The 3,612-nt window shown below is 39.1% G+C and carries 3 protein-coding genes and 1 pseudogene; all 4 read left to right on the top strand.

Annotated features, from left to right (window positions below; translation table 11 throughout):
- Positions 1–1,506: IS21 family transposase (gene istA / locus BTR25_RS26525; protein ID WP_075690931.1), on the top strand; the 1,506-nt coding region annotated here is incomplete at its 5' end.
- Positions 1,506–2,047: pseudogene (locus BTR25_RS26520) on the top strand (ATP-binding protein). The gene istA and the pseudogene BTR25_RS26520, both read left to right, overlap by 1 nt.
- Positions 2,035–2,859, top strand: a complete 825-nt coding sequence (locus BTR25_RS26515) for an aminoglycoside phosphotransferase family protein (protein ID WP_075690930.1) — start codon at positions 2,035–2,037, stop codon at positions 2,857–2,859. The pseudogene BTR25_RS26520 and the gene BTR25_RS26515 overlap by 13 nt, the downstream one beginning before the upstream one ends.
- Before the next feature lie 310 nt (positions 2,860–3,169).
- The coding region (locus tag BTR25_RS26510; RefSeq protein WP_075690929.1) for a DoxX family membrane protein at positions 3,170–3,612 on the top strand (443 nt) is incomplete at its 3' end.

Below are 3,612 nucleotides of genomic sequence, written 5' to 3'. Positions count from 1 at the left end.
GGATTTAAAATTGCAGCCATTGCGAAAAAATTAGATATTTCTAGAAACACTGTGTATAAGTATTTGAATATGAACTTTGATGAAGCAACTGAATGGGTACAAACAACCAGTAATAGATCAAAGAAATTAGACCTACATCGTGACCTTATATTAAAGTGGCTTAAAGAACATCCAGATCTATCTTCTGCACAAGTGGAGGACTGGCTAAGAGAGAAATTCCCTACTATAGACATTGGCAGCAGTACTGTACGAGGTTATGTTAGCGGAATACGAGATTTTTATCATATCCCAAAAGTGGTTCGCATTCGAGATCATGAAGCTGTCGAAGAACTACCGATGGGGCAAYAGATTCAGGTGGACTGGGGAGAAATAACTGTTAAGAATCAGGAGAAAAAGTCCATTAAACTATATTTTATTACCTTCGTACTTTCTCATTCTCGTTATAAATATGTGGAATGGCTGGATAGACCTTTTACCACAAAAGATACAATTCGTTGCCACGAAAAGGCATTTAATTTCTTTGGAGGAATTTCGAAAGAAATCGTTTATGATCAGGACCATTTGATAACCGTCAGTGAAAATGCAGGAGATATTATCCTAACGGGGGAATTCCAAGMATACAAGCAAGAGCGAGGATTCAGAGTCTATCTATGTAGGAAGGCTGATCCACAGAGCAAAGGGAAGGTAGAAAATGTAGTGAAATATGTAAAAATGAACTTTGCGAAACATAGAGTATTTCCCAATTTAGAGAGCTGGAACGAAAAATGTATAGCCTGGCTGAAGCGAACTGGAAATTACAATGTACATCACACAACTAAAAAGAGACCGGTAGAAGTGCACGCCCTCGAAAAGCAACACTTAACATCACCAGTCTCTTCCCTGCTTTCTTTCGAAAGCAACCTTGTAAATAGTATAACAAGAACTGTTCATAAGGACAATGTTATAAGATATAAATCTAATCGGTATTCTGTTCCATTAGGAACTTACCGCCCTAGAGGAGATAATACGGTTTATCTAGAAATACAAGGTGCTGAACTCATTATTAGAGCTGATCTTCAAGGAGAAATACTAGCAAAACACCCGATATGTCGTGGAAAAGGAGAACTGATAAAAAATCGGCAGCATTCACGAGATCGCTCTAAAGGAATTGAAGCCTATAAAGAGACCATAATTCGTCAATTTAAAGACCAAGAACAAGCTATTATGTTCGTAAATGAAATAGCTCAGCATTATCCGAGATATGTAAGAGATCAGTTGCAGGTCATTCAAACAGCCATAACCCAATTCCGCCCTTATATAGAGGAATCACTCTCAATTTGCATAAAAGAGCAACTCTGGAGTGCAAACGATTTAAGAGATATTGCACAGCATTTAACTAGATTAAAAGAAAGAAAAGAGGAATCCCCTGCTTCTTTCGAAGCCAGAAAAGATAACCCCGCAACAAAAGCCACAGCAGCAACAAGGGAACTGGAATATTACACGAAAATAATACGAGGTGTTTCATAATGACTAGCACTGTACATCTTTTACAGGAACAATTCCGCCATCTTCGGATGGTGGAAACGGCTGATGAGCTGCCAGCATTACTACGAAATGCAGAGAAGGCATCATGGACTTACCAGGAGTTTTTACAGGAACTCCTTACGCATGAAATGAAGAAACGGGAAGAAAAAAGCGTTGAAAAGAGATTAAAGTGACGGAAGAATACATTAGAAAGTCACAGACACAGTTAAAACGAATAAGAGAAGCAGATTTAGTTATTATTGATGACTTAATGTATATGGCAATGGACCAAAGAGAGGCTAACCTTTTCTTTCATTTAATTAACCATCTATATGAACGAAGTTCAATTATCTTGACCTCAAATAAAGGCCCAGAAGAATGGGGTGAATTAATGGGAGATCAAGGCATTACTACAGCTATATTGGACCGTTTACTACATAGGGTAGAAGTTATACAGCTTAATGATAATGACAGTTATAGAATTAAGCATCAAAAATTATTCATGCCTTTAGTGAGGACGGACGAAGGTGGTTGGATTGTTTAGAAGCAACAGTCCAATCATTTTTACAAAAATGGGAGCTTACGAGTGAAGGGCCTGTAAGCAATCTTTCTTATAATTATGTGTTGAAGGTGAGAAATTCGGAAGGTGTGCCTTTGATTTTAAAGCTGGGTGTGCCGAATTTCGATACTCGGAACGAAATTCAAACGCTTCAATACTATAATGGCTCAGGCTGTGCCAGGTTGTTAAAGTTTGATCCTGAGCATGGCATCATGCTTTTAGAACAGCTGGTCCCTGGAACGATGCTTTCAGAAGAAACAGATGAAGCACAGGTTATAAAAAAATACATAAAGGTTTGGAAGGAGATACGCAGGCCTGCACCGAGTGAAACTAATACTCCGTCCATCACCCGGTGGTTTGAAGGACTCTCGCGTGAAGAGCATCTTAACGGCCCTATTTCTGATGAACAAATCCAATTGGCAAAGAGATTTTTAAAACATATCTTGGAAACATCAACAGGTTTTGAACTGTTACACGGAGATTTACACCATGAAAACATCTTGTACTCACAGGAGCATGGCTGGATGGCGATTGATCCAAAAGGTGTTATTGGAGATTCCTATTTTGATATCGTTTCATTTTTGGTCAATCAGCTGGATTGTAAGGAAGATCCCAAAGGTATTTTACGATATCGGGTCGATTTGATTAGTGAAGGCTTAGGACTCGATCGTCAACGTTTGTTGAAGGCAGCGGTTGCTTTAGGGACACTGTATGCCTGCTGGGGAATAGAAGATGGTGATCCAGATTGGGAAAAAACCGAACAGTGTGTAAAATGGTTTATCGAGTTTCTAGAATAGATGAGTACTTAATCCAAGCGAGAGCCTGGATTTTTGTTATTTAAGGCTGCTTGGCAGGTAAAACTTGATAGCAGAAGGTGAGGATTTAAAAGAGGCATGTAAGCTATCAAAAGAGGCAGATAAACCGATGTGATCGGCAGGTAATTCCTAAAAGAGTGCCGATGAAAGACCGTGTCAATGTGTTGTTCAAAGTTCTGTCAAATCATTTCTAACAAACTGTGAACTTTGTCACTTTTGCATGGTGGAAATATGGAAAAAGAGTATAGTAAAAGTATAGAAAACAACTTAATTTTGAAAGGCGGAATGAAAAATGTTTAACAAATTTTTAAGAGAAAATAAGATTGCAACTGCTATTTTAACAGTCATTCGTGTATACCTTGGATATGCTTGGTTCACAGCAGGTTTAGGAAAAATCACTGGCGGTTTCGACGCTTCAGGATATTTAGGAAATGCAATTGCTAACCCAGTTAAAGGTCCAGACGGCAGCATGGTTTACGGCTGGTATGTGAGCTTCTTAGAAAGCTTTGCACTGCCAAACATCGAATTGTTCAACGTCCTTGTACCTTGGGGCGAAACATTAGTCGGTTTAGGCCTTTTACTTGGATGCTTCACAACAGCAGCAATGTTCTTTGGTCTAGTGATGAACTTCAGTTTCTTCCTAGCCGGAACTGTATCTCATAACCCAACAGACATCTTCTTAGGCTTCATCATCCTTGCTGCAGGCTTCAACGCAGGCAAATACGGCTTAGACCG

Source organism: Bacillus sp. MRMR6 (assembly GCF_001940785.1).
Lineage (GTDB): Bacteria > Bacillota > Bacilli > Bacillales > Cytobacillaceae > Neobacillus.
The sequence above is the reverse complement of the archived record's forward strand: the minus strand, read 5'-3'. Positions and strand labels throughout refer to the sequence as shown.